This window comes from Haloferula sp. (assembly GCF_049672945.1).
In the GTDB taxonomy this organism is placed as follows: domain Bacteria; phylum Verrucomicrobiota; class Verrucomicrobiia; order Verrucomicrobiales; family Akkermansiaceae; genus Haloferula.
In genome coordinates this window covers 22,218-28,488 of the sequence record NZ_JBATWY010000197.1, presented here as the reverse complement: position 1 = coordinate 28,488, position 6,271 = coordinate 22,218, and the positions used below count along the sequence as shown (strand labels likewise).

Genomic DNA, 6,271 nt, shown 5'->3' with positions numbered 1-6,271 from the left:
CATAACCTGAAGGTCATCGGTTCAAATCCGGTCCCCGCCACCAATGAAGGCCACGGTTTCCATGCCGTGGCCTTCGCCGTTTCTACGGAAGATGCCTTTTCCCATGAACGACGAACTTTCCATCGTGGTCGAGACTCTGCCACAATCAGAATGGCTTTCCCGTTCGGGGGCACATCGCAGGCGCGCCGAACAATGGACCGGCCCTGCACGCCGCCGTCGATCGAGCGGAGTCCCTCACCCAATCGAAGACTTTCTCTTCACCTATTACCCCTTCTCATTTGGAAAACTCGAGACCTGGCACCCGCCATTCGGAACGGCCCTCGTCGGCCCCATCGAGGAAAATTCACCTTTCTCACGAGCTCCCTACAAGTCCGCGAAAACGCTGACCTCCGCCGATCCGGAAAAACTCTCGGCCAAAGCAACCGCCAGGCTGGTCTGGATTCGTGAACTTCTCCATCAGACGCAGAACCGAACGCCGGTCTTCTCCTGCCATGGATTGCACGAGTGGGCGATGGTCTACCGGGGCTGTGAGGTCCGCCACAAAGCATCGACTCCCCTCCGACTCAGCCAACAGGAGATTGATCGTGTCGTCGAAAACCGTTCGATCGTCTGCACCCATTTTGATGCCTTCCGCTTCTTCCACCCGGAGGCACAGCCATTGAACCGCGTCCAACCTAGCCTCAACAGCCGTCCCGAGTTCGAGCAACCCGGCTGCGTTCATGCCAATATGGACCTCTACAAGTGGGCCTCCAAGGCCATGCCCTGGATCGGCTCGGATCTCCATATCGAGTGCTTTGAACTGGCGATTCGGCTCCGTGAGCTGGACATGCGCGCGAGCCCTTATGACCTCGAATGCTACGATCTGAAACCCATCAGGATCGAGACTTCCGATGGGCGCCACGAATACGAAATCGTCCAGCGGCAACTTGCGGCTGAAGCGGCTCAACGGAGAGAGAAACTCATCGAAATCCTTGATCGAGTGCTTTCGGCGAAGGATCTCACACCCGGTTCTTGCCACCTGCCGAATGGTTGATTACGCCCCCCCTGTGATTCCCAACGTCCTTGCTGAGCGCTACGCCTCCCCCGCCATTCAAGCCATCTGGTCTTCAGAAGGTCGCATCGTTCTCGAGCGCGAGTTTTGGATCGCCGTGATGAAGGCCCAGCGCGACCTCGGTCTGGACATCCCACAAGAGGCCATCGACGCCTACGAAAAGGTCAAGGAGCAGGTCGATACGGCCTCGATCATGGAGCGCGAACGGGTCACCCGGCACGACGTGAAGGCGCGCATCGAGGAGTTCAATGATCTCGCCGGTCACCAACACGTTCACAAGGGGATGACTTCCCGCGACCTCACCGAGAACGTGGAACAACTTCAGGTCTTCCGCTCCCTCCAGATCATTCGCGACAAGTCGATTGCCACGCTCTCCCGGATTTCAAAGCGTGCCGAGCAGTGGGCTGATCTGGTCATCACCGCGCGGACCCACAATGTCGCTGCTCAACCGACCACCTTTGGTAAACGCCTCGCGATGTTCGGAGAGGAAATGCTCTCGGCACACGCGGCCATTCAGGACCTCGTCGACCGTTATCAAGTGCGCGGACTCAAGGGGGCCGTCGGCACCCAGATGGACCAACTCTCGCTCTTTGAGGGCGATGCCGCGAAAGTTACCGCTCTTGAAGAAAGCGTGGTCGCCCACCTCGGCATGCCAGCCGTGTGGACGAACGTCGGCCAGGTCTACCCGCGCTCGCTCGACTTTCGCGTGGTCGCCGCTCTCACCGACCTGGCCAGCGGCCCGTCCTCACTCTGCAAAACGCTCCGGCTGATGGCTGGCCACGAAACGGCCAGCGAAGGATTTGCACCAGGTCAGACGGGATCGAGCGCGATGCCCCACAAAATGAACTCCCGCTCCTGCGAACGGGTCAATGGCTTCCATGTCATTTTAAAAGGCCATCTGACCATGGCTTCGGGCCTGGCGGGCGACCAGTGGAACGAGGGCGATGTCTCCTGCTCGGTTGTCCGCCGGGTCATGCTTCCCGATGCCTTTTACTCAATCGACGGCCTCTTCGAAACTTTTCTAACAGTCCTCGATCAGATGGATGCTTATCCTGCCGTGATTTCAAAGGAGAACGCCCACTATCTCCCCTTCCTGATGACCACCACCATCATGATGGAGGCGGTTAAGGCAGGTGTCGGTCGTGAAACCGCACACAAGGCGATCAAGGAGCATGCCGTCGCCACGGTGCACGATCTTCGCAACGGGAAAACAGCGACCAACGATCTGGTCGCACGCTTGGCAGGAGACGAACGCATTCCTCTCGATGCCAACCGACTTGAGGCAATCGTCGCATCAGGCGAACGGAATGCGGGTGCCGCAAGCTCTCAGATATCAGCAGTCACCTCGTCGATAGCGAAGCTCACCGCGACCCATCCCGAAGCTGCCGCCTACAAGCCGGGCGGAATCCTCTGAGCGCACGCTATTCCTCGCTCACCTTCCAGCGAAGAAACGCCGCGCCTCCCGGACGCGCGGCACTGGCGCGCAGGTAGCCGTCGGCATGAGTGACGACCACGCCATCGCTCGACCAGTTGCGCAGATCACTCGATATTTCCGCTTCGTAGATCACGCCCTCGCTGAGAACTTCGAGTCGCCGTTCGAGAATCAGCAAATCTGAGCTCAGTTGCATCGTATCGATGGCCGCGTCCTGATTCGAAGCGGTCAAACCAAAGGCGTATCGAACCCCGTTGGGAATTCGGCCCGTTTCCTCAAGATCCTCAAAACCGCCAATCAGCGGCGGGCTCTGCTCCGCGGCCCAGAGCTCATAGCCCGTGGGCACAGCGGCCAGAGGTGTCACAAATAGTGATGGTCCTGGCTCGCCCATGACTCCGGAGGAAACAGGAAACATGCGCAAACGATAGCTAGCGCCTTCCACAGGACTCCCGCCGGCTGTAGCGGCATTAAAGATCACCGCATCGGCACCCAGGTTTACTGGAGATGAGGTCGCCGAAGCGACCTCGTTGACACCGGTCATGCTAATATCGTCGATCCACATCCCAGAGCGGGTGGTATTGAAACTCACAGCACCACTTGCTCGAAGCACGAAACGACAGCGTAGCGACCGCCCCGCGAAGCCGGAGAGATCCACACTAACAGTCGTTCCCGAATTATCTCCGATATTCCTGCCTGGCTGACTGTGAACCGAAGACCATGCCTCTCCTCCATCGGTGGACACTTCAACATCAAGCTGCTGATTTGATGACCAACCCCGTCGAATCCAGAAATCGAGCTGACTGTTCGATGTTGCCAGAACCTCGCGTTCAATCACGAAGTAGTCCTCTCCGTCGGACGGTTGCACTCCCAGGCGAAAACTTGAGTTACCACCCGATTGGTAACCCGCCCTGTTACTGATCAGGTCATAGGCGGATGAGGTCCCGTCACCAATGTCGCTCAGCGTCCCGGATTCGGCGCCCTCGGTCCAATCGTTTGGACTGAATCTCGCCACCTCAAAGAGATGATACTCAGCGCTTGGATCCGGCACGAATTGATAGGTTTCTCCTGCGACCGACGGCTCAAGCGTCCCGCTCAGGCCCAGCGGCCCGACGGGTTCGACAATCTTTGCCGGCCCCCAGGGAAACCGCCTGCCAGCCATCACTGGCCTGGATCTCAAATGCCACTCCTGACCGGTCACGATGGGTATCGATGTGGTCGACGAACCAAAGTCGACGAAGCTTTCCGTCGCCGAGCTCTCGACCACTCCAGCCGGTCTCAACCAATCGCAGCCTTCAAGGCGGAATTCATCGATGAAAGCGCCTGTCGCATATTTTGGGTAGCGTTCATCATCGTAGAAACCAGCAGCGGTATTGGTCCGATAAAGTCGGAAGCGAATCCTGAAGGGCTCTTCAGATGACGGAATCGGTATTGAGCGAAGGCTGAAAGCGCTATCTGCCTGGCCATTTCCTACTCCGGTGATGGGTGATCCAAGAGTCGCCCAAGTCAGACCCCCATCCATCGAACGTTCGCAGGCAAGTGCGGTCGTTGGGGACATGTAGCCACGGCGAAACTGGAACTCCACGCTCGCGTCCGAACCCGCAATAATCTCCCGATCAATTTCGAAAGACTCGTCGCTGATCGAATTCAAGCGCGGGTCATAGGCCGTGGCAAACGTAAGCCGGAAGGCCTTGCTGCCCTCGGTAAAATAGTTGTCTGGGTAGCCCGGAGCCGACTGGAGAACGCGGGCACGGAGCTCAAAAGATGGGCTAGTCCGGTCAATCACCATGGAATCCGTCCCATCCTCAGCCGCTTCGATCCAGGTTGCCGGTTCACGCAGAAAGAATCCCGTTTCCATCGAATCAGATCCGGGAACACTTGGCAGGCTGTAGGGAGTATTGACCGTGGCCAGTGGCCTTGACGGCCCATCCAAGTCGAGCGGATCCGTCAATCGGTTCGGATCCATCAGTGTTACCGACCACGAGTAGCTGCTGGAAACACCGCCACCGATTGACGAAACGGTGATGTGATAGGTGCGATCACTTGGCGCACTCAGAGCCCTGACTTCCTCTGGCACCCTCCAAACGATCGCATTCTCGGCGAAGCCCGTCCGCGTTGAAACGATCTGAGTCGGAACCGGCGTCCCACTGCCATCGGTCATTGTGACCGTCGCAGCGCTGAAGTCAGCACCGCCATGTGAAAGCGACCAAAAGGGGGTGTTCAGTTCGACCGGAAAAAAGCCGGATCCGGGATAACTAACAAAACGGGGTGCGGCAGATGACAACTCCTCCGACTTCGGTTTCACATAAATCAGATTGCTCGGCTGGACAATCTTCAGGGTCGAAGAATTGAATTCCCCCGGCGTATCCCCCGTTGCCATATCAGTGACCGGAACCGCAAGCAGCCAGCGACGGTGACCCGCTTCGTAATTCCAATTCGAGATGCCCAAGACATCTTCGCGAAAGTAGGCATCGACCGCGCCAGGCCCATAGAAGCCCTTCGAGATCGCACTCTTGTTGTGACCGTTCCAGGCCGCAGGCGTCCATCCAGCCAAACTACTCGCCGGGTCATGACTGATCGCCGAACTCGTGGTTCCAAGTGCCGCCATCAGTGCCGACCTCTGCACAGCTGCCGCTTTGGTGGTCGATGCCGCCGGGCTGTATAGGTCGCCCGCTTCAATCACGACCGTCGCTCCCGTGTTCATCGAAATATTTGCCGGCACTCCACAGAGGGCACGAACGAAATTGATCCTTCGCTCGACGTCCGTGACGAACTCCGACGAAATTTGCCCCTCGGCTCCAGTTGCGGACGATCCATAGTTGCCAGTCCAATTGATCCGCTCCCAATAGCGCTCGGATGGCATGTAAGCTCCGTGCCAAAAGGACACCACATCGTTGCGACTTGAGGTGTCCACGGAAAATCCCGAGCTGGCTGCGGGACCGGTCGACACCGGTGTCCAAGCCGCTAGTGGCATCGACGTCAGAACGAACGCCAAAATTTGAAAACCCCCTCTCAAGATACCGGAATTGTTCCGGAATACTAAATTATCTCAAGACGCTAATCATCGTTGGCACCTACGAAAACGCGTAGGAGGCAGACGCCAAACAGAAGACGGCGGCGGTCTCACTTCGGAGCACTCGACTTCCAAGGTTGGCTTCCAACCAGCCTGAATCAATGGCTTTACGCGATTCTTCCTGAGAAAAGTCTCCTTCTGGCCCGACAAGAAAGATCACTTTCTCCAGATCGGCCGTCTTGGACAGGTGATCCCTCAGCGGTTGAGCGTCAGGTCCCAGCGAAGCGATGATCCGCCGGTGGCTTTGAGTATTTCTAAAAAAATCCTCAATCAGGGTGATTGGCAGAACGCGAGGCACCCGACTCCTTCCGCACTGTTTGCAAGCTTCGAGGACAGCCCTTTGCCACTTATCTTCCTTGCCGTCTCCCGGCTGGACCACGGCATGCCGGGTGGCGAGGGGCTGGATTTCATCGACGCCAAGCTCAACCGCCTTCTGCAGCAGCCAGTCCATCGCCTTGCCCTTGATCACCGCCTGTGCCAGCACGACTCGGACCTTCGGCTCGGCTTCGAGTTCGACTTTACCGAGGCGAAGGTCCACTCGTCCCTTGGTGAGAGCGAGGATCTCTGCTTCGGAGCTTCGACCTTCTCCATCGAAGACCGTGATCCTGTCGCCTGGCTTCGCGCGGAGAACCCTTGAGCAATGCTTGGCCTCGTCAGCGACCAACGCCGGCTCGCCGTTCCATGCCGCAGGTTCGAGATAGAATCGCGGCATGGGCGT

Annotated in this window: 4 protein-coding genes; 2 read left to right on the top strand and 2 right to left on the bottom strand. The window is 58.0% G+C overall.

The window, feature by feature from the left end:
• Positions 1–103: 103 nt before the first annotated feature.
• Positions 104–1,033, top strand: a complete 930-nt coding sequence (locus WBG04_RS18140) for a 3-methyladenine DNA glycosylase (RefSeq protein WP_424316124.1) — start codon at positions 104–106, stop codon at positions 1,031–1,033.
• Positions 1,026–2,465, top strand: coding sequence for an adenylosuccinate lyase (gene purB, locus WBG04_RS18135; protein WP_424316123.1), 1,440 nt, complete (start codon positions 1,026–1,028; stop codon positions 2,463–2,465). Before WBG04_RS18140 ends, purB begins: the two co-directional genes overlap by 8 nt.
• A 7-nt stretch (positions 2,466–2,472) precedes the next feature.
• On the opposite strand, the gene WBG04_RS18130 is transcribed toward purB, so the two are convergent.
• Positions 2,473–5,454 (bottom strand): hypothetical protein, encoded by a 2,982-nt coding sequence (locus WBG04_RS18130; protein ID WP_424316122.1) that lies wholly within the window; start codon positions 5,452–5,454, stop codon positions 2,473–2,475.
• Between the two features lie 100 nt (positions 5,455–5,554).
• Positions 5,555–6,265, bottom strand: a complete 711-nt coding sequence (locus WBG04_RS18125) for a 16S rRNA (uracil(1498)-N(3))-methyltransferase (protein ID WP_424316121.1) — start codon at positions 6,263–6,265, stop codon at positions 5,555–5,557.
• Between the last annotated feature and the right edge of the window lie 6 nt (positions 6,266–6,271).